Raw genomic sequence first — 20,003 nt, 5'->3', positions numbered from 1 at the left:
GAAACCATTGGCATCCGCGATGCTCGAAACAAACGGGTGCAGATATAGAGCCAGCCAATGCAGTTTCTAGACGATAGCCACGGGTGTGCCGGCTGGTGCGGCGAAATGGCCGGGCGTATTCGTGCGTTCGACTGGAGCCGTACCGAACTGGGTGCCATCGACACCTGGCCCAGGAGCCTGAACAGCACGGTGCAGTTGATGCTCGCTTCACCGCTGCCGATGGTGATGCTCTGGGGCCGGCCAGGCTACATGATCTATAACGACGCCTATTCGAAGTTCGCCGGCGGGCGCCATCCCTATCTGTTGGGTTCACCGGTGGAACTGGGCTGGCCGGAAGTCGCCGATTTCAACCGGCATGTGGTCGATACCTGCCTGGCCGGCGGCACCTTGTCCTATCGCAATAAAGTGCTGGTGCTGTTACGCGACGGGGTGCCTGAAGACGTCTGGCTGGATCTGTATTACAGCCCTGTCGCCAATGATGACGGCTGTCCGGCCGGGGTCATGGCGATGGTGGTCGAAACCACTGAATTCGTAATTTCCGAACGCCTGCGCCAGGCTGCCGAAAATGCTTATCGCGCCGACAACGAACGGGTGCGCCTGGCATTGAATGCCGGGGCCTTGCTCGGCTCGTTCGTCTGGGACATCAAGGCCAATGTACTGAGCGGCGATGAGCGCTTCGCCCGCACGTTTTCCTATCCCGCCGGGCAGAACCTGGACAACTTGCCCCAGGACATCGCCGAAGCGCACATCCATCCCGATGATCGCAGCTGGGTTCAGGAGCAGATCAAACAATCCATGGAAACGGCTGTGCCCTATAACGCCGAATACCGGGTATTGCGCCCGGATGGCAGTTACCTGTGGGTGCTCGCCAGTGGTTGCTGCGAGTTCAATGAGCTGGGCGAACCGTTTCGCTTTCCCGGGGTGTTGATCGACATCCATGAGCGCAAGGCCGCCGAAGATTCCCTGCTCAAGTTCACCCGAAATCTGGAGCAGCGCGTGGCGGACGAAGTGGAAGCGCGGCTGGCGGCGGAAGAGCAACTGCGTCAGTCACAGAAGCTCGAAGCCATCGGCGGCCTGACCGGTGGCGTGGCCCACGACTTCAATAACCTGTTGCAGGTCATCGCCGGCAACCTGCACTTGCTCGCGCGCCATGAGCCGGACAATGCCAACGTGCAACGGCGGGTAACAGCGTCGATTGCCGCCGTCGAGCGCGGCGCCAAACTGTCTTCGCAATTGCTCGCCTTCGCGCGGCGCCAGCCGTTGTCCCCGGCGATTTGCACGCCGCAGCAGATTTTCGACGGTCTTGGCGAACTGTTGCAGCGCGCACTGGGGGAAACCATCCAGATCCAGATGAGCGCCGTGGCGGACCCCTGGCCGGTATTCGTCGATCGCAATCAACTGGAAAACACCATCCTCAATCTGGCGATCAATGCCCGTGATGCGATGAGCGGCGAGGGAACCATCGAGCTCAACGCCGAAAACATCACCCTCGAGCCTGCGTTCTGCGCGGGTAGGGGCATCGTCGCCGGCGACTACGTGTGCGTGACCGTGGCTGACACCGGTACTGGCATGCCGCCGCAGGTGCTCGACCAGGCCTTCGAACCATTTTTCACCACCAAGCCCGACGGCCAGGGTACGGGGCTGGGCCTGAGCATGGTGTTCGGTTTCGTCAAACAGAGCGGCGGGCATATCGAGATCGCCAGCGTCGTCGGGGAGGGCACCCGGGTTCAGCTGTACTTCCCGCGCAGCCTGCGGCCGGTGGACAGTGAAACAACGGTTCCGGACGTGCAGCCACGGGGCGGACACGAACGGATTCTGGTGGTCGAGGACAATGAAGCGGTGCGCACCTCGACCGTGGAGCTGCTGCGCGAAGAGGGTTATCAGGTGCTGACCGCCGCCAATGCCGACACCGCCATGCAGATGTTGCTGGAAGGCGAGGTGGTGGACCTGATCTTCACCGATGTGGTCATGCCCGGCCTGATCAAGAGTTCGGACCTCGCGGCGTGGGCAAAAGTGCAGAACCCGCCATTGGTCGTGCTATTCACCTCCGGCCACACCCGTGACATTATCTCGCGCAACCACCAGCTCAGCCCCGACACCCATTTGCTGAGCAAGCCGTATAGCCCGCAAGCGTTGACCCAAATGATCCGCATAGTCCTCAATGCTTAAACACACCAAACCTGTAGGAGCAAAGCTTGCTCGCGATAGCGGTGTGTCAGGCAGTACGCTATCGCGAGCAAGCTTTGCTCCTACAGGTTCGCGTTACTCCTTTGAACCTTCCATTAAAGGCCGCTCATGACTTCAACGCGCTCCCTTAACCCTCCCTCAGGCATGGTCAGGGTGCGCGGCGCCCGGGAACACAACCTCAAGAACATCGATGTCGATATCCCCCGCGATGCCCTGGTGGTGTTCACCGGGGTGTCCGGTTCCGGGAAGTCGTCCCTGGCGTTTTCAACGCTCTACGCCGAGGCGCAGCGCCGCTATTTCGAATCCGTGGCGCCTTATGCGCGACGCCTGATCGATCAGGTCGGCGTGCCGGATGTCGATTCCATCGAAGGCTTGCCGCCGGCGGTGGCCTTGCAGCAACAGCGTGGCACGCCGAGCACACGTTCTTCAGTGGGCAGCGTAACGACGTTGTCGAGCCTGATCCGCATGTTGTACTCCCGCGCCGGCAGTTACCCGGCGGGGCAGCCGATGCTGTACGCCGAAGACTTTTCACCGAACACGCCCCAGGGTGCGTGCACCGAATGCCACGGCCTGGGCCGGGTGTATGAAGTCACCGAAGCATTGATGGTGCCGGACCCGAGCCTGACCATTCGCCAGCGTGCGGTCGCTTCCTGGCCGCTGGCCTGGCAGGGCCAGAACCTGCGGGACATCCTGGTGACAATGGGCTACGACGTCGATATCCCCTGGCGCGACCTGCCGAAAAAACAGCGCGACTGGATTCTCTTCACCGAAGAAACCCCGACGGTGCCGGTGTATGCCGGGCTCACCCCGGAAGAAACCCGGGTCGCCCTCAAACGCAAGATGGAACCCAGTTACCAGGGCACCTTCACCGGCGCGCGGCGCTACATCCTGCACACCTTCACCCACTCGCAAAGTGCGCTGATGAAGAAGCGCGTCTCGCAGTTCATGCTCGGCAGCCCTTGTCCGTTGTGTGATGGCAAACGCCTCAAGCGTGAGGCGTTGTCAGTGACCTTCGCCGGTTACGACATCGGCGAATTGTCGCAGATGCCGTTGCTGCAAGTGGCCGAAGTCCTCAAGCCGGTGGCGGCCGAGCATTATTTGCAGGAGGGCGAAGAGGCGGGCGAGGTATTGACCCACAGCCAGACTCGCGAGGCTCGCGAACAGCGTGTAGCCCACGGCGCCAGTGGCCATGCGAATGCGCCGGATGTGCGCCACACGCCGAACCTGTCGGTGGAAAAACGCCTGGCCGCGCAACGGATCGCCCAGGACCTGCTGGAGCGGGTCAGCACCCTGACTGACCTGGGCCTTGGTTACCTGGCCCTGGAGCGCAGTACGCCGACGCTGTCGTCCGGCGAGTTGCAGCGCTTGCGCCTGGCGACGCAGTTGGGTTCGCAGTTGTTCGGGGTGATTTATGTACTGGACGAGCCCTCGGCGGGCTTGCACCCGGCAGATGGCGAGGCGCTGTTCGAAGCCCTGCAACGCTTGAAAACCGCCGGCAACACCCTGTTTGTGGTCGAGCACGACCTGGAAACCATGCGCCGCGCCGACTGGTTGATCGATGTCGGTCCGGCGGCGGGCGAGCATGGCGGTCGGGTGCTATACAGCGGTGCGCCGGCGGGACTGGCCGATGTGGCTGATTCACAGACCCGGGCCTATTTGTTCGCCGAGCACATCGCCAAGTCGCAACCCTTGCGCAAGCCAAGGGATTGGCTGCGCCTGCAAGGCATCACCCGCAATAACCTGAGCAATCTCGATGTCGAGTTTCCGCTGGGCTGTTTTACCGCGGTCACCGGCGTTTCGGGTTCAGGCAAATCGAGCCTGGTCAGCCAGGCCTTGCTGGAGCTGGTCGGCGCGCACCTCGGTCGCCCGGCCACTGACGGCGACTCGCAAGAGCCGAGCCTGGAAGACGATGCGCCACAAACCAGCGGTGGCCAGGTTACGGCGGGACTGGCGTCGATCAAGCGTCTGGTGCAGGTCGACCAGAAACCCATCGGCCGCACCCCGCGCTCCAATCTGGCAACCTACACCGGGTTGTTCGACAACGTGCGCAAGCTCTACGCCGCCACGCCTGAAGCCCAGGCGGCGGGTTACGACGCCGGACAGTTTTCCTTCAACGTCGCCAAGGGCCGTTGCCCGACCTGCGAAGGCGAGGGCTTTGTCAGTGTCGAGTTACTGTTCATGCCCAGTGTCTATGCACCATGCCCGACCTGCCATGGCGCTCGTTACAACCCGCAAACGCTGGCGATCACCTGGCAGGGCCGCAACATCGCCCAGGTGCTGCAACTGACGGTGGATCAAGCGGTGGAGGTGTTCGCCGAACAAGCCGTCGTGCGCCGCTCGCTGGAGGTGCTGCGTGATATTGGCCTGGGTTATCTGCGCCTTGGTCAACCGGCAACGGAGTTGTCCGGCGGCGAGGCCCAGCGCATCAAGCTGGCCACGGAGCTGCAGCGCAACCAGCGCGGGGCGACGCTGTACGTGCTCGACGAACCCACCACCGGGCTGCACCCTCAAGACGTTGACCGTCTGTTGGAGCAGTTGAACAACCTGGTGACGGCGGGGCACACGGTAATCGTGGTCGAACATGAAATGCGTGTGGTGGCGCAGAGCGACTGGGTGATCGATATCGGGCCAGGGGCGGGGGATCAGGGTGGGAAAATCGTGGTTGCCGGGACGCCGCAGAAAGTAGCGAAGAGCAAGAAAAGCAGGACGGCGCCCTTCCTTGCGAAAGTCCTCGGGGAATGATCCGCAAACCTGTGGGAGCAAGGCTTGCCCGCGATGAACGATGACGAGGTATCCCTGACGAACCGCGTCGTCTCAATCGCGGGCAAGCCTTGCTCCCACAGGTTTTGCTTCCACAGGTTTTGTGTCAGGCGCCGTCGAGGGTGCGCCTTACCTTGTCCAGCAATTCATTGATCTGGAACGGCTTGATCAGCATTTCCATGCCTTCGCCAAGAAATACCTGACGATTGATCGCGGTCTCGGCGTAGCCGGTCATGAACAGGATTGGCAACTTCTCGCGCCAGCCTCGGGCAATGTCGGCCAACTCGCGGCCGCTCATGCGTGGCAGGCCGACATCGGTCAGCAGCAGATCGATGGATTCATCGTTCTGCAGGCGTTCCAGCGCGGTTTCAATTTCGCCGACCTGGGTGCAGCGGTAACCGGCGTCCACCAGCACTTCGGCCACGAACATGCGCACCGACGGTGTGTCCTCGACGATCAGCACATGCTCGCCGGCCCCTTGAGGATCGACGGTGGAAGGTGTGACTTCGCTGGCCGTGGGGTCGGAGCTGGCTGGCAGCATGATGGTCACTTCGGTGCCGCGCCGCGCTACGCTGCGAATGTGGGCATCGCCCCCGGACTGCCGGGCAAAACCGTAGATGGTCGACAAACCGAGCCCGGTGCCCTGGCCCAGGGGCTTGGTGGTGAAGAACGGGTCGAATACCTTGTCGATCACGCTGTGCTCGATCCCGGTGCCGTCATCGCGCACCGACAACGCGACATAGGCGCCATCGGCCAGGTTGGGATCGCCATGGGAGTACGCGGCATAGGTGTTGACCCAGATATTGCCGCCTTGGGGCAGGGCATCGCGCGCATTGATGACCAGATTGAGCACGGCACTTTCCAGCTGGATCGGGTCGACCAGCGCGATGGCGGCTTTGCTCGTGAGCTCAAGCTTCAGGGCGATGCGTTCGCCGATGGTGCGCACCAGCAGTTCTTCGAGGGAGCGGATGTGTTCGTTGATGTCCACGGGCCGGGTATCGAGGGGCTGTTGCCGGGCGAAGGCCAGCAGTCGATGGGTCAGGGCGGCCGCACTCATGGCCGAGTTCAAGGCCGCTTCGGCGTAGAACTCCACCTTGTCGGTGCGCGAATCGGCGACGCGCTTCTGGATCAGTTCCAGGCTGGTGATGATGCCGGTGAGCAAGTTGTTGAAGTCGTGGGCAATGCCGCCGGTCAGCTTGCCCAGGGCATCCATTTTCTGCACCTGCAACAATTGAGCTTCGGTGCGCACGCGTTCGGCGACTTCCTTGGCCAGTTGTGTGGTGGCATCGTCCAGCCGCGCCAGGTGCGAGCGTTCGCGGTGACGGTGCTCGGTGACGTCTTCGACGAACACCAGGCTCAATTGCGGGGTGCGATAGGGCGAAATCTGCCACTCGGTTTCGCGAACTTCACCCGCGACGCGCATGCTCAAGGTGCCTTTCCAGCGTTCGCCATAGGCCAGGCGCAGACGCAGTTCTTCGATGACCGCGAGTTGGTCGTCGGCAAAGCACTCGCGCAAAGTGCCAGCGTCGAGGTTGTCCTGAATCAGCTGGGAAAATGCGTGATTGCACTCATGAACGTTCAGGCCGGCATCGAGCACGGCGATGGGTGCCGACACGTTGGCGAAAATCTCGCGAAAGCGTGCCTCGCTTTCACGCAGGGCGTTTTCCGTATCCCGCACCCGCAGCAGGGTGCGCAGGGTCGCCAGCAGTACATCCGGGTCTATTGGGTGAATCAGGTAGGCATCGGCTCCGGCGTCGAGGCCGGTGATAATGTCGCCGCTCTGGATCGAAGCGGCCGACACGTGAATCACCGGCAGCAAGGCGGTGGCCGGGTCGGAGCGCAGTTTGCGCACAATGTCGAAACCACTCATGTCCGGCAGATTGACATCGAGCACCAGCGCGTCGAGGTCGACGCTATCAATCAATTCCAGGCCCTCGCGGCCGGTCCCGGCCTCGAGCACTTCATAGCCATGACGCTCCAGGCGCCGGCGCAGGGCGTAGCGCGTGGCGACGTTGTCGTCGACGATGAGCAGCCGCAGGTCATGTTTCATCGGCAGGCTCCAGGTTGATGGCCAGCGGGATGATTACGTGAAAGGTCGATCCGGTGCCCGGCGTGCTTTGCATCCCGACTTCGCCACCCAGCAACCCGGCGAAGCGTTTGCACAGGGACAGTCCGAGCCCGGTTCCGCGCAGGCGTTTTTGCAGCGGTGAGTCGACCTGGGAAAAGTCTTCGAACAAGGCGCCATGCAGCTCGGGAGCGATCCCTATTCCGGTGTCGCTGACGGCAAAGCGCACATGAGAGCTGTTTTCCAGCTGCGCCGAGACCCGGACTACCCCGCGTGTGGTGAACTTCAGCGAATTGGCAATGAAGTTGCGCAGGATCTGCGCAAGTTTTTTGTCGTCGGTGTACAACCGCGGCAGTCCCACCGGTTCTTCGAAAATCAGGTCCACGGCCGTGGCATCGACAATCGGGCGAAACATCCCGCGCAGGGCCGCAAACAGGTCGAGCATGTCGAACCAGGCCGGGGAAATGGTGATGCGCCCGGCTTCGATCTTCGCCAGGTCCAGCAGGTCGTCGACCATGTCGCTCAGCTCCCGCGCGGAGCTGCTGACAAAGGCCACTTGCTTGTGTTGTTCGGGACTCAAGGGCCCGTCAAGTTCGTCGCTCAACAGGCTGGCGATACTCAGGATCGAGCCCAGCGGCGTGCGAAACTCGTGGCTCATGTAGGACAGAAAACGGCTTTTCAGATCCGAGGCCTGTCGCAATTCTTCGGCCTGGGTGTCGAGTTCGGCATACAACGCCAGCACGCCCTGGTTGGTTTCATCCAGCTCGGCGCGCAGGGCATCGGCTTCACCTTGCAATTGCGCGATCTGCGCCGCTTGTTCGTCAATCTGACTCATGGGTGCTTCAGGCATGGGCTGCCTCCAGAGCAATGACCAGCACCGTGACGTCGTCCCGTCCACGACAGAAATCACGGTGCAAAATGGCGGCAATCACGGCGGGATGGCGGTGCACCAGACCGGGGTAATCCTGCAGGTTCCAGCGGGACTGCAGGCCGTCGCTGTACATGATCAACAGCTGTCCGTTCACCTGAGCATAGTCAAAGGGTTGCGCCCTGCGATACTGGCCACCGACGATACCCGGATGGGAGGCCAGGCCTCGGGACTTGTCTGCCGCGACCAGGCAGGCACCGATATTGCCGATGCCGACGAATGTCAAGGTGTCGCTGCCGCCGTCGAATTGCGCGATGGCCAGCGCCCCGCCACGGGTGGCGGTCATGGCCAGATGAATGTCCTCCAGCGCCACCAGCGGCGAGGCAAACGGCAGTTGCGCGAAGGCTTTTTCACCGGCGCGGGCGGCGCGTTCGGCGTCTTCGCCATGGCCCAGGCCGTCGATCACCAGCGCACTGATCCGTGGCCCGTCGAATGCCAGGTGCCAGACATCGCCGCAGGCCGGGTCATTGTGCAGCGAATGCTGGCTGATGCCGATGCGCCGGTCAGGGGCCTTGTCCTGGCGCGGGTACAACCGCGTGAGCAGCACGGCACCCCGTGAATCGGCATAAACGTCGAACACCTCTGCCTGGCGCGATACGGCCCCCAGTCCGATGCCCTGGGTACCACCGGTGGAAAAGCCATCGGTCAGGCACGCCTGTAAATCAAATCCCTGGGCGCGGTCGATCGCGAGGATTTCGATGCCGATGCCAGTCGCGCGGGGCAAGGCCCTCAGGTGCAGTTCGCCACGGTTGGCGTGTTTGAGAATATTGCTGGCAAGCTCGGTCGCCACCAGCGCCACGCGCCCGGCATCGTTACTGTCGAAACCGCATTTTTCCGCGAGTTGCTGCGCGGTGCGCCGGGCGTGACCGACCTGGCTGATGTCTTCGACCACCAGTACCTGCGTCATCGTACCGACGATGTTCATGTCCATCGGGTGATCGTCACACGAGTGCCCCGGCCCGGCGCGGTGTCGATTTCGAATTCGTCCACCAGGCGCTTGGCCCCCGTCAGGCCCAGCCCCAGTCCGGCGCCCGAGGTCCAGCCGTCGGTCATCGCCAGTTTGATGTCGGCGATACCCGGCCCTTCGTCACGGAACGTGAGGCGCAAGCCGGTACGCGGGTTTTCGTCGAGGATTTGCCAGTCCATGTCGCCGCCACCGCCATACACCATGGTGTTGCGCGCCAGTTCGCTGACGGCTGTGACCAGTTTGGTCAGGTCGATCAAGCGCATGCCACACTCTTGCGCGAGCTTGCGTGCCAGTTGCCGCGCCAGGACGACATCCTGCTCGATATGGATCGGATGAGTGCCGCTGCTGCGCGTGTTCATTGCTCATGTACTCGATCCTGAAGCAGTTTCATCCCGCGCTCGACGTTCAGCGCGGTACTGACCCCGGGCAGGGTCAGGCCCAGCTCCACCAGGGTGATCGCCACCGCGGGCTGCATGCCGACCAGCACGGTCCGGGCATCCATGATTTTCGACAGGCCGGAAATGGTTCCGATCATCCGGCCAATGAAGGAGTCCACCATGTCCAGCGCGGAAATATCGATCAACACACCACGGGCGGTGGTCTTGCTGATACGTTCAGACAGATCGTCCTGAAGGGTCAGGGCCAACTGGTCATGCATGTCGACCTGGATCGTCACCAGCAGGAAGTCGCCCATTTGCAATATCGGAATGCGCTCCATGGGCTCAGTCCGCCTTGCTGATGGTCATTCCCAGCCGGGTCAGGGCCAGCTTCAGGGCATCGGCCAGATTGGCCTTGGTCACCACGCCTTGCAGGTCCAGCCCCAGGTGCACGATGGTCTGGGCGATCTGCGGACGCACGCCGCTGATGATGCAATCAGCGCCCATCAGGCGAATCGCGGTCACGGTCTTGAGCAGGTGCTGCGCCACCAGGGTATCGACGGTCGGCACGCCGGTGATGTCGATGATGGCGATCTCGGAACCGGTGTCGACGATCCGCTGCAACAGCGATTCCATCACCACCTGGGTACGTTGCGAATCGAGGGTGCCGATCATCGGCAGCGCCAGAACGCCATCCCAGAGCTTGACCACCGGGGTCGACAGTTCCAGCAACTCCTCCTGTTGACGCTTGATCACAGCCTCGCGGGATTTCTGGAAGGTGCGAATGGTGTGCAGGCCCAAGGCATCGAGCAGCTCGGAAATTTCCCAGAGCTGTTCGGCGAGCAAGGCGGGGCTGTCCTGGTAGTGGTTCTGTAGCAGTGCAAACACCGGGCCCTTGAGCGAAAAGATGAAACTGGCGGTCTGCTGCGAGTCCTGGCCGAGCAGGGCACGGCTGTGGGAAAGCTTGTCCAGGAACTGGCGAATCTCGTCCCAGCCAGGTGTCGCGATGTTCTGGCCGTGGCCGTTCTGCAGTCCGGTGAGCACCAGATGCAGGAATTCCGAGGTCTGCTGTTGCAGGTCCTGTTCCTTGAGATTACGCGTGGCGCCACTGGCTTCGAGGCCCGTTGTCCATTCGGCAAGCAATTGCGTCTGGTTTTTTTTCATCGCATCGAGCGTGCTGGATTGCAGTGCCGCCATGATTTTTGACTCCTGGAAGGTAGGCACCGATTCCCCAAAAAGTAACCGGCGCAAGTCAGTGACATTTGACGGATGAAATAGTTGTTCGTTTTAGACAGACGTTTTCATCCGCTGCCTATGGACTGTAGCCGGCACCCGCAGTGGCAGCGGTTTTTTCGTTGCAAATCAGTCAACAAAAAGCCGCATCCAGGATGCGGCTTCCGGTTTTGCAGTCCTGCTATTTGCCCGGATGAGCGGCCTGGAGTTTTTTTGCCATATCGAGGTGTTTTTCCAGCCCCGGCAACATTTTCTGTGCAAAGCCTTTCAGCTCCGTAGCGCCTTTGGTCCTGTCATCCGTCACCGTGTTGGCTTCTTTCTTGAACAAGTCCAAGGCTTCTTCATGGGCCTTGACCTGGTTATTGGCATACGCTGCATCGAACGACTCGTCCCGCATGTCGAGGATTTTTTCCTTGGCCTGCTTCACCAGCGTCGTGCTGTCCGGCACTTTGATGTCATGCTTTTTCGCGATGGTGGCCAGTTCATCGTTGGCCTTGCCATGATCGGTAATCATCATGTTGGCGAAGGCCTTGACGTCCGCTGACTGGCTCTTTTCGAGGGCCAGGCGGCTGGCTTCGATTTCGGCGATGCCGCCGGCGGCTGCCTTGTCGACAAAGTCATTGGAAGTCGCCGCGAATGCCGTACCCATGCTGCTGCTCAAGGCAACGGCCAGAACGAGATGGCGTAAGTCGAATCCGTCCATAAGTGCTTCTCCACACGGGTGATCGAGGTAATGGTTAACCTGTGGAGGCTGGCGCCCGGGCAAAGGTTTTATCGTTTTTGAGACAGGGCGACGAACGGGCACCGCCGGTCGGACAGATGGTCGACACAACCGGCCAACCGAGGCCATTCTGATAGTTGGTGAACGCAATCAGTCGCGTTTGCTGCCGATTATCAAACGGAGGTGTTCCATGCCGGTGCCCCATAACCTTTTTCTGGATCTGAGTTGCACAAAGGAAGAAATCCAGCAGAAACGCTCCAAGGATCCGTTACTGGATTCACTGATCAACAAGTATTCCCAGGCGGATGCCGAAGTGGTGAAGGCGGAGGAAGCCAAATCCAGCGATGACGCGGTGACGAAGCTCAAGGCGAAGCGCTTGGAGGTCAAGGACAAGATCGTCAGACAACTCCAGTCGTCGTCCTGATTCAGGGTAATGAGTCACCGACGACCGGTGACTGAATAATTGGAACGGCGAAAAAAACCGGCACCTCGAATGTTCAGAGTCCGAACATCGGGCTCGATACGAGGTGCCCCATGAAGCAGAAATATCCCAGCGAAGAACAGGGCGGTTTCGACCCGATCCCTAGCCATCCCGAACCCTTGAGTCCAGGACGCACAGCCGTCCATCCCGAAGAAGAACCGGGTATCGACGAGTTGCCGGACAACGATCCGGAGCGGGTATGTGACGACGATCCCCTGTAGGAGCAAAGCTTGCTCGCGAAGGCGCACTGGCATTCAACATTGATGTCGCCTGACACGACGCCTTCGCGAGCAAGCTTTGCTCCTACAGGGAAGCGGGTCGCGAGCTTGTATGATCCGCGTTATTTCTCCAGCGCCGTACTCAACGGCAACCGCACCATGTTCTGCGCCTTCAGCGACCCGAAATACAACCACTCCCCATACTCACGCACAGTGGTGATCGGCGAGTAGCTGTCGCTGCTGCCATCCTGAAGGTTGGCGATCACCTTGCCCTCGACGTTCAGGCCCAGGGCAAAGGCGCGCTTTTCCACCGGTTTGGGCAGGACGGTCATGGCGCGCGCGAGCATCTTGCGTACGAATGGATGCTTTGCGGTGGCGTCGAGCAGAGCGCTGCGCGGTGCGTACAGCGCCACCCAGATTCGGTCGTGGCCATTGAACGAAAGGTTGTCCGGCAAACCTGGCAGGTTGTCGATGAACAGATCGTGAGTGCCAGCTTTCGGACCGCTCAGCCAGTAACGGCTGATGCGATAGGCGCCGGTTTCGTTGACCAGCACAAAGGCATCGTCCGGCCCCAGGGTGACGCCGTTGGCAAACTCCAGCTTGTCCAGCAGCATCGAGGTCGCTCCGGTCTGGAAGTCGTAACGCAGCAAGCGACCATCGCCACCATGCTCGATGATCGCCTCGCCGTCCTTGCCGTAGCCGAAGCGGCTGGAGGCGTCGCTGAAATAGGCGTAGTGCCCGGGCTTGTCGATGGCCACGTCGTCGGTGAACCCGAAGGGCACGCCGTCAGCCGCCGTGGTCATGGCCACCAGACGCCCCTGGGCGTCCAGTGACAGCAAGCCCTTGACCGCATCGGCGATTACCAGCAAGCCGTTGGGATGGCGAGCCAGCCCCAAGGGGCGGCCACCGGTATCGGCCAGGACTTTGGTGACCTTGCCATCGAGGCTGGTGCGGATCAGGCGGCCGTCATGCAAACCGGTGATCAGCGTATCGCCTTCCAGCAGCAGTGCTTCCGGGCCGTCAATGTCGGCGGCACCGACCCGCTCCACGCCCTTGAGGCGCTGATTATCGGCATAGATGCCGCTGGTGAGGGAGGGCGCTGGCGGCGGCGTCCAGGCCACCGGCCGTACTTTGGTCGGCATCAGCAGCAGGAATACGCCGATGGCGATGATTACCAGCAACAGCCAATGACGGAACCGGATCCACCGACTCACACTTTGGCTCCCGACTGTGCCAGGTGTTTTTGCGCCATCTCCCGCAAAGCCAGCATCGACGCGGCCGATTCGCGATCAATCCGCCGCCTGAGCAGCCATTTGTTGGCGATGCGCATTATCAGGCCGCTGAATTGATACTCCAGGGTGCGGGTAAATCGCGTGCCGTCGCCCTCGGCCTCACACTCATAAGTCAGTAGCAACGACAGGCCGTGGTCGCCCTGGGCCTGGGCAATCCAGCGCCGTCCCGGCAAATACTCGTCCACCACCCAGGTCAAATGCCCGTCACGTCCACCGGCGCGGATGTCCTCGTCGAACCGCGCACCGGCATGCAATGAGCCTTTTTGACCATTGATCTTGAGGGACGATGGATGCCACTCCGGCCATCGGGTCACGGTGCTGGCGTAGGCGAGTACGGCGACAGGGTTTGCGGCAATGACGATCTGATGCTGCAGGCGGGTCATGGGCGTTCTCGGCAGATACGGGGTGGCCTGATCCGGTTCCCAGTACAGGGTGCCGAACAGGTAATCCATCAACGGAAAAACGATGTTGAAATTGCGTTCGCGCATCATCTCGCGACGGTGATGCAGTTCATGCAGGCGCCGCATCTGGCGGATCCACGGCAACTGTGTCAGCGGATTGTGCGGCGGCAGATGCTCGCAGGCATGGAACACTTCATAGGCCAGGTACCCGAGGACCAGGCAGCCGCCGACCAGTCCGGCAACGTTGGCATCGAACGGTTTGAGCAGCCACCAGATCGGCAGGGTAACGACCAGGGTGTGCAGGACAATCAGCCAGGCCGGAAACAGAATCACCCGCCAGTCGCGGGCACTGTCGTAGGTCATGTGCCCGGGAGCGAAAAAGTTATGGTGGTCGCCGGCATGCCGGGCATAGAACATTCGAGCAAAGGCTTTTTTGTGATGGCCCAGGTGCCGATGCACCATGTACACAACAAAGTTGAAGAACAGCATGCTCAACGGCACCGCCAGCCACTCCCGGGGTTGAGCCTGGTGCACGGTGCTCCAGAACGCGGCGATGGCCCCGATGCCGAACAGCAGCACAAAAATGCCATGCAGCCACGGGTTGTAGAGCGGATGAATGTTGGCGCGATAACGGCTGCGGAATGCTTCGGTGGTCTGCCTCACTGCAATCACCTGTCGTTATTGTTATCTCCAGCAGATTAGTCGATTCAGGCGTTTTGGCTGGCCGAACCTTGAGGACACATTGGCCATGATCCGGTGCAAACCGTATTCAGGTGAGTGGGTCCCAGCGTTGCGACCAGTCGTCATTGGTCTTGATCACTTCGCGCAGCAGATCAAAAGCCTTTTGCAGGGTTGGCGAGTCGCGGTCGCGGGAGTAGACCAGGTAGGTCGGGTAGTTGAATTCCGGGGCCTTGGGCACTTGCTCCAGCACGCCGCTTTCCAGGTAACTGTGCACGACGCGGGTACGGAAGTAACCGCTGCCACCGTTTTCCAGAATGTACTGCAAACCCAGCGGACCGAGATTGAAACTCAGGGCCGCCCTGGCCTTTTCCGGCAGGGCGGCATCGTGGCGGCGGCGGAAGTCCTGGCCCCAGTCGATGTAGACGTAAGGATCGGGGCGCCCGGGCAAGCGTACGAGCACGAGTTTCTCTTCCAGGATTTGCTCGACTTGCAGACGCGGCCAGTACTCCGGCTGATAGACCAGCGCCGCATCCAGCACCCCCAGCTCCAGTTGGCGCAGCAGGTTTTCACCGTCGCGGATCTCCATGCGCAGGGCATGGCCGGGGATTTTCTCCCGCAGTTGCCCGGCCCAACTGAGCATCAACGGGTTGCACAGGCTGATCTCGCCGCCGATGTGCAGCACGTCGTGATAACCCTCGGGCAAGGGCAGATCCCGCCGCGCGGCGTCCCAGGTCTCCACCAGTTGATTGGCATACACCACGAAGGCTTCGCCGTTGGGTGTCAGTCGGGCTCCGGCGCGGTTGCGCACAAACAGGGTGCTGCCCAGTTGGATTTCGAGCTTCTGCACCCGCGCGGTGATGGCGGTCTGGGTGACGTGGAGCTTGTCGGCGGCCGCGGCGAGGCTGCCGTGGCGGACGATTTCCAGAAAGGTGCGGGCGAGATCGATGTCCATGGGGTGGCCGGTATTGGAAGTGCTGGCATTGTAAGAGCACCGCTGAACTGTGGCGAGCGGGACAAAGGGCCTGCACTTGTAGGAGCGAGCCTGCTCGCGAAGACGGAGTGTCAGTCAACATCAACGTTGACGGTCTCACCGCTTTCGCGAGCAGGCTCGCTCCTACAATGGATTATTGGTATCCGTCGGATCACCGTTAAAACGCAAAACACGAACAGCCAAACGCTCCCCAGAACGCCCGGAAGTCACTGACCGGCGCATTCGACAATCGCGCACGTTCATGACGGTGTGCATGTACCGCACATGCGCCGACGCATTGATGAATCTGCGCAGTCAGCGGTGCCGCTTTCCAATGCCCCGGCACCTTGGCCACTGGCGACCACTCAGGCACCACCGGGATCGGCGGCGGCCCGAGTTTTTCGAATTCGGCGCTGCCATGGACAATCTTGCCATCGACGATGGTCAGCACCGCTTCGATGTCCTTGATGGCGTGGTCCTCGATGTGGAAATAGTCCGCCGACAGCGCAATCAGATCCGCCAGTTGCCCGACCTTGATCTGGCCCTTCTTGCCTTGCTCGGAGGAGAACCAGGCGCTGCCGTGGGTGAACAGTTCCAGGGCGGTGTCGCGGCTCAAGCCGTGCGGATACAGCTCCAACCCGCCGACGGTGCGGCCGCTGACCAGCCAGTACAATGAAGTCCAGGGGTTGTAACTCGACACCCGCGTGGCGTCGGTGCCGGCACCCACCGGCACGCCTTCGGCCAGCATGCGGGCAATCGGCGGCGTGGTTTCGGCGGCTTTTGCGCCATAGCGTTCGACGAAATACTCGCCCTGAAACGCCATGCGGTCCTGAATCGCGATGCCACCGCCCAGGGCTTTGACCCGCTCGATGTTTTGCGGGGTGATGGTTTCGGCGTGGTCGAAAAACCATGGCAGGCCATCGAACGGGATGTCGCGATTGACCTTTTCGAACACGTCGAGCATGCGGCTGATGGATTCGTTGTAGGTCGCGTGCAAGCGGAATGGCCAGCGTTGTTCCACGAGATGACGGACCACCGGTTCCAGGTCTTGCTCCATGCCGGCCGGCAGGTCCGGGCGCGGTTCGAGGAAGTCCTCGAAGTCGGCGGCCGAGAACACCAGCATCTCCCCGGCGCCGTTGTGTCGCAGGAAATCATCGCCCTGATGCAACTTGACGCTGCCGGTCCAGTTCTGGAAATCCGTCAGCTCTTCCTTGGGTTTCTGGGTGAACAGGTTGTAGGCGATCCGCACCGTGAGTTGCTGGTCCCTGGCCAACTGCTGGATGACCTGATAGTCGTCCGGGTAGTTCTGATAGCCACCGCCGGCATCGATGGCGCTGGTGACCCCCAGGCGATTGAGTTCGCGCATGAACTGACGAGTTGAGTTGACCTGGTGCTCCAACGGCAGCTTCGGCCCCTTGGCCAGGGTCGAGTACAGAATCATCGCGTTGGGTCGGGCGATCAGTATGCCGGTGGGGTCGCCATTGGCATCGCGCTGGATTTCGCCGCCCGGCGGGTTCGGCGTGTCGCGGGTATAGCCCACCACTTTCAGGGCGGCGCGGTTGAGCAGGGCGCGGTCGTAGAGGTGCAGGACAAACACCGGGGTGTCGGGCGCGGCCTTGTTCAGTTCGTCGAGGGTCGGCAGGCGCTTTTCGGCGAACTGGAATTCGTTCCAGCCACCGACCACGCGCACCCATTGTGGCGTTGGTGTGCGGTCGGCCTGTTCCTTGAGCAGGCGCAAGGCGTCGACCAGCGACGGAACACCTTCCCAACGCAGCTCGAGGTTGTAATTGAGGCCGCCACGGATCAGGTGCAAGTGCGAGTCGTTGAGGCCGGGAATCACCGTGCGCCCATGCAGGTCGATGACTTGCGTAGCAGGACCTTGCAAGGCCATGGCCTGGGCGTCATTGCCGACCACCACGAAATGCCCGTCCTTGATCGCGACGGCACTGGCCTGGGGTTTCTTGCGGTCGACGGTGTGCAGGCGTCCGTTGTACAGGATGAGGTCGGCGGGTACTTGCGGCATCGTTTTACTCCCTGCGAACAGTGGGCTGGCCCAGGCACCGACGGCGCCCGCAGAAAGGGCTTGAAGTACGTGGCGGCGGTGGATGCCATTGTGGTTGTCAGATGGGCTCATGCCTGTGCTCTCCGCAACTTGAGTCGAGGACAATCAACCGCTGGCTGACACAGGCGGCCAGAAGGAATATAGACGGCAAATCCATGGCGAGTCGTTTCCCGGCGCCGAAAACGACGAATCCCGCCACAAGGGGCGGGATTCGTATGCAGCCAGGGAGGCTCCCGAAAAAGGGAGCCGCCGTCTTAGGCCGGGAACAGCTCGGACAGTTTCATTGCCAGCATCATGTCGCCTTCGGCGCGCAGCTTGCCACCCATGAACGCCTGCATGCCGTCGGTTTCGCCGCTGACGATGCCTTCCAGGGTTTCGCCGTCCATCACCAGGGTCACCTGGGCGTCCGGGTTCTCGCCTTCCTGCAACTCGCAGGTGCTGTCCTTGACGATCAGCGAGAAGTTCTTGGTGTCGTCGATGCGGAAACCGAAGACCAGGTCCAGACCGGCAGCAGCGGCTGGGTTGAACTTGGCTTTCATTGCTTGTACGGCATCAGCTACGGAGGTCATGGTTTGATCCTTTTTTTGGTCATTAGAGCAGGGTAATAAGAGCTGGGTGATTACAGCCAGGGTCACAATAGTCCGGACTCAGCGAAACGTGATGAGTTCCGGGGCCTTCAGCAGTTGCAGGTGCGCATGACTGTTGAAGGAAGCCAGGGCCACCTCGCGACCACGAAACTTCAGGTGGTTGAGCGAGGTGTTGACGATTTGCCAGTTCAGTTCAAAGGCCTGCCGGGCAGGCATTTGCGTGATGAGGTGGAGCAGGGCGGTGATGGTACCGCCGGAGGTGAACACCGCGATTTTCTGGGTGTTGTCGGCGCTTTCAAGGATTCTGTGCAGACCCGCCCGAACCCGTTCGACAAAGCCCAGCCAACTTTCCAGCTCTGGCGTGTCGTAGGTGCCGGCCAGCCAGCGTTCGATGATCAGGGCGAAGATGCGCTGGAACTCGGCGCGGTTTTGCGCGGCATTGCGCAGGATGTTCAGGGCTTCGGGTTCGTCCGGCAGCATGGCCGGCAACAGCGCGCGGATCACCGCGTCGGCATCGAATTCATTGAAGGCGGAATCGGTTTCCAGGATCGGTACCGGCAGGCCCACGGCTGCGAACTGTGCCAAGGCGCTGCTGGCCGTGTGCTGCTGGCGGCGCAGGTCGCCCGCCAGGCAGCGATCGAAGCTGATACCGAGCTCGGCCAGGTGCTGGCCGAGGATTTCCGCCTGGCGAATACCGATGGGCGACAGGACGTCATAGTCGTCTGCACCGAAGGAGGCCTGGCCATGTCGAATCAAATAGATGCTGCCCACGTCCGCGTCGTCCCGGTACGTTGAAGGTTTGGCGAGGTTATGAGGATGGCGGTGAGCTGTCAATGAAAAAACATACGCTTGTTTGAAATGTCCGTTGCAGGCCCGTTGCCGGAGGTTTCACGGCTGGCCGCAAGGGCGGCGCATGGGTATGCTGGAGGTATCCCGCGCGCTTCCATACCGCGCATCGTTTAAGGAGTCCCTGTGGAGTTTTTGTCCGAGTACGCCGTTTTCCTGGCCAAGACCGTGACCCTGGTGATCGCCATTCTGGTGGTCCTGGCCAGTTTCGCGGCATTGCGCAGCAAAGGTCGACGCAAGTCCGCCGGCCAGTTGCAGGTCAGCAAGCTCAATGATTTCTACAAAGGGCTGCGCGAGCGCCTGGAACAAACCTTGCTCGACAAGGACCAGCTCAAGGCCTTGCGCAAGTCCCAGGCTAAAACCGAGAAAAAACAGAAGAAAAAGCCCGAGGCCAAGCCGCGGGTGTTCGTGCTGGATTTCGACGGCGACATCAAGGCCTCGGCCACTGAAAGCCTGCGTCACGAAATCACCGCGCTGCTGACCCTCGCCACGCCCAAGGATGAAGTCGTGCTGCGCCTGGAGAGCGGCGGCGGCATGGTGCACAGCTACGGCCTGGCATCCTCGCAACTGGCGCGCATCCGTCAGGCCGGCATTCCATTGACCGTATGCATCGACAAGGTCGCGGCCAGCGGCGGCTACATGATGGCGTGCATTGGCGAGAAGATCATCAGTGCACCGTTCGCGATCCTCGGTTCCATCGGCGTAGTGGCGCAGTTGCCCAACGTCAATCGCCTGCTGAAAAAACACGACATCGATTTCGAAGTGCTGACCGCCGGCGAGTACAAACGCACCCTGACGGTGTTTGGCGAAAACACCGAGAAGGGCCGCGAGAAGTTCCAGGAAGACCTGGACATCACCCATCAACTGTTCAAGAACTTCGTTTCCCGCTACCGCCCGCAACTGGCCATCGACGAAGTGGCCACCGGGGAAATCTGGCTCGGTGTCGCGGCACTCGACAAACAACTGGTGGACGAACTCAAGACCAGCGACGAATACCTGGCCGAACGCGCCAAACAGTCGGAGCTTTATCACTTGCACTACGCCGAACGCAAAAGCCTGCCGGAACGCATCGGCATGGCGGCCAGCGGGTCGGTCGACCGCGTATTGCTGAGCTGGTGGAGCCGACTGACCCAGCAACGCTTCTGGTAACTCGCCTGTAGGAGCGAGCTTGCTCGCGATGGACGTCAACGATACCGCTGGAGGCCTGGCACCCCGCGGTGCTCTCAG

General features: G+C 61.3%; 18 protein-coding genes. 5 read left to right on the top strand and 13 right to left on the bottom strand.

Annotated features, from left to right (window positions below; all coding sequences use genetic code 11):
- The first annotated feature begins 105 nt into the window (after positions 1-105).
- The gene (locus GPL81_RS13360) at positions 106-2,169 is read left to right on the top strand and encodes a hybrid sensor histidine kinase/response regulator (RefSeq protein ID WP_160107169.1); all 2,064 of its coding nucleotides are present in this window, start codon (positions 106-108) and stop codon (positions 2,167-2,169) included.
- A 126-nt stretch (positions 2,170-2,295) separates the two neighbouring features.
- Positions 2,296-4,929 carry an excinuclease ABC subunit UvrA gene (locus GPL81_RS13355; protein WP_160107089.1) on the top strand — a complete coding sequence of 878 codons (2,634 nt, stop codon included), beginning with the start codon at positions 2,296-2,298 and terminating at the stop codon, positions 4,927-4,929.
- Between the two features lie 124 nt (positions 4,930-5,053).
- On the opposite strand, the gene GPL81_RS13350 is transcribed toward GPL81_RS13355, so the two are convergent.
- The 7 genes from GPL81_RS13350 to GPL81_RS13320 form a co-directional block, all read right to left on the bottom strand.
- A complete protein-coding gene (locus GPL81_RS13350) occupies positions 5,054-6,997 on the bottom strand; it encodes a response regulator (RefSeq protein WP_160107088.1) in 1,944 nt (647 codons plus the stop codon).
- Positions 6,987-7,862 carry a sensor histidine kinase gene (locus GPL81_RS13345; protein ID WP_160107087.1) on the bottom strand — a complete coding sequence of 292 codons (876 nt, stop codon included), beginning with the start codon at positions 7,860-7,862 and terminating at the stop codon, positions 6,987-6,989. The genes GPL81_RS13350 and GPL81_RS13345 overlap by 11 nt, the downstream gene beginning before the upstream one ends.
- Positions 7,855-8,865, bottom strand: coding sequence for an ATP-binding protein (locus GPL81_RS13340; protein WP_160107168.1), 1,011 nt, complete (start codon positions 8,863-8,865; stop codon positions 7,855-7,857). Before GPL81_RS13340 ends, GPL81_RS13345 begins: the two co-directional genes overlap by 8 nt.
- The gene (locus tag GPL81_RS13335) at positions 8,862-9,266 is read right to left on the bottom strand and encodes an anti-sigma regulatory factor (protein WP_096511991.1); all 405 of its coding nucleotides are present in this window, start codon (positions 9,264-9,266) and stop codon (positions 8,862-8,864) included. Before GPL81_RS13335 ends, GPL81_RS13340 begins: the two co-directional genes overlap by 4 nt.
- Entirely contained in the window at positions 9,263-9,625 is a 363-nt protein-coding gene (locus GPL81_RS13330) for an STAS domain-containing protein (protein WP_160107086.1), read from the bottom strand. Before GPL81_RS13330 ends, GPL81_RS13335 begins: the two co-directional genes overlap by 4 nt.
- A gap of 4 nt (positions 9,626-9,629) precedes the next feature.
- Complete coding sequence (locus tag GPL81_RS13325; RefSeq protein WP_160107085.1) at positions 9,630-10,481, bottom strand: STAS domain-containing protein; 852 nt, start codon at positions 10,479-10,481, stop codon at positions 9,630-9,632.
- A gap of 217 nt (positions 10,482-10,698) precedes the next feature.
- A complete protein-coding gene (locus GPL81_RS13320; RefSeq protein ID WP_160107084.1) occupies positions 10,699-11,220 on the bottom strand; it encodes a DUF4142 domain-containing protein in 522 nt (173 codons plus the stop codon).
- A 208-nt stretch (positions 11,221-11,428) separates the two neighbouring features.
- Here GPL81_RS13320 and GPL81_RS13315 point away from each other — a divergent pair, with 208 nt between their 5' ends.
- Together GPL81_RS13315 and GPL81_RS31080 are read left to right on the top strand one after the other, a co-directional pair.
- Positions 11,429-11,662, top strand: a complete 234-nt coding sequence (locus tag GPL81_RS13315) for a DUF465 domain-containing protein (protein WP_096511987.1) — start codon at positions 11,429-11,431, stop codon at positions 11,660-11,662.
- Between the two features lie 110 nt (positions 11,663-11,772).
- Complete coding sequence (locus GPL81_RS31080) at positions 11,773-11,940, top strand: hypothetical protein (RefSeq protein WP_178122587.1); 168 nt, start codon at positions 11,773-11,775, stop codon at positions 11,938-11,940.
- 119 nt (positions 11,941-12,059) lie between these two features.
- On the opposite strand, the gene GPL81_RS13310 is transcribed toward GPL81_RS31080, so the two are convergent.
- The 6 genes from GPL81_RS13310 to GPL81_RS13285 form a co-directional block, all read right to left on the bottom strand.
- Positions 12,060-13,151, bottom strand: coding sequence for an SMP-30/gluconolactonase/LRE family protein (locus tag GPL81_RS13310; RefSeq protein ID WP_160107083.1), 1,092 nt, complete (start codon positions 13,149-13,151; stop codon positions 12,060-12,062).
- Complete coding sequence (locus tag GPL81_RS13305; protein ID WP_160107082.1) at positions 13,148-14,293, bottom strand: sterol desaturase/SRPBCC family protein; 1,146 nt, start codon at positions 14,291-14,293, stop codon at positions 13,148-13,150. The genes GPL81_RS13310 and GPL81_RS13305 overlap by 4 nt, the downstream gene beginning before the upstream one ends.
- 106 nt (positions 14,294-14,399) lie before the next feature.
- Complete coding sequence (locus GPL81_RS13300) at positions 14,400-15,263, bottom strand: LysR family transcriptional regulator (RefSeq protein ID WP_160107081.1); 864 nt, start codon at positions 15,261-15,263, stop codon at positions 14,400-14,402.
- 196 nt (positions 15,264-15,459) lie between these two features.
- On the bottom strand, positions 15,460-17,304 hold the full coding sequence (locus tag GPL81_RS13295) for an amidohydrolase (RefSeq protein WP_160107080.1): 1,845 nt from the start codon (positions 17,302-17,304) through the stop codon (positions 15,460-15,462).
- Positions 17,305-17,597: 293 nt separating this feature from the next.
- Entirely contained in the window at positions 17,598-17,912 is a 315-nt protein-coding gene (locus GPL81_RS13290; RefSeq protein WP_008154977.1) for an SCP2 sterol-binding domain-containing protein, read from the bottom strand.
- A 78-nt stretch (positions 17,913-17,990) separates the two neighbouring features.
- The gene (locus tag GPL81_RS13285) at positions 17,991-18,701 is read right to left on the bottom strand and encodes a histidine phosphatase family protein (protein WP_160107079.1); all 711 of its coding nucleotides are present in this window, start codon (positions 18,699-18,701) and stop codon (positions 17,991-17,993) included.
- A 201-nt stretch (positions 18,702-18,902) separates the two neighbouring features.
- Between GPL81_RS13285 and sohB the strand changes: the two genes are divergently transcribed.
- Positions 18,903-19,925, top strand: coding sequence for a protease SohB (sohB, locus tag GPL81_RS13280; protein WP_160107078.1), 1,023 nt, complete (start codon positions 18,903-18,905; stop codon positions 19,923-19,925).
- The last annotated feature ends 78 nt before the right edge of the window (positions 19,926-20,003 follow it).

The organism is Pseudomonas izuensis (assembly GCF_009861505.1).
Taxonomy (GTDB): Bacteria; Pseudomonadota; Gammaproteobacteria; order Pseudomonadales; family Pseudomonadaceae; genus Aquipseudomonas; species Aquipseudomonas izuensis.
Note: the sequence above shows the minus strand (reverse complement) of the source record. Positions and strands in the feature narration are given on the sequence as shown.